The following is a 239-nucleotide window of genomic DNA, read 5'->3' on the forward strand; positions in this document are numbered from 1 at the left end:
CTCATTGACTTAAACAATGCATCCGGACGCGGGATGGAGCAGTTTGGTAGCTCGTCGGGCTCATAACCCGAAGGTCGTCGGTTCAAATCCGGCTCCCGCAACCACATTACAGTTGAACGTTGATTTGATGCTTTGTAGCAGAAAAGATGAACGGTTAGCTTATGCGATACTAGCTCAGTTGGTAGAGCGCAACCTTGCCAAGGTTGAGGTCATCGGTTCGAACCCGATGTATCGCTCCA

Annotated in this window: 2 tRNA genes; both read left to right on the forward strand. The window is 50.2% G+C overall.

The features are described 5' to 3' along the window. Positions 1–27 precede the first annotated feature (27 nt). A tRNA-Met gene (locus tag AB4232_RS22635) sits at positions 28–104 on the forward strand. Between the two features lie 59 nt (positions 105–163). Continuing rightward, positions 164–239 (forward strand) — tRNA-Gly (locus AB4232_RS22640).

The organism is Vibrio sp. 10N.286.46.A8 (genome assembly GCF_041470165.1).
In the GTDB taxonomy this organism is placed as follows: Bacteria; Pseudomonadota; Gammaproteobacteria; order Enterobacterales; family Vibrionaceae; genus Vibrio; species Vibrio tasmaniensis_A.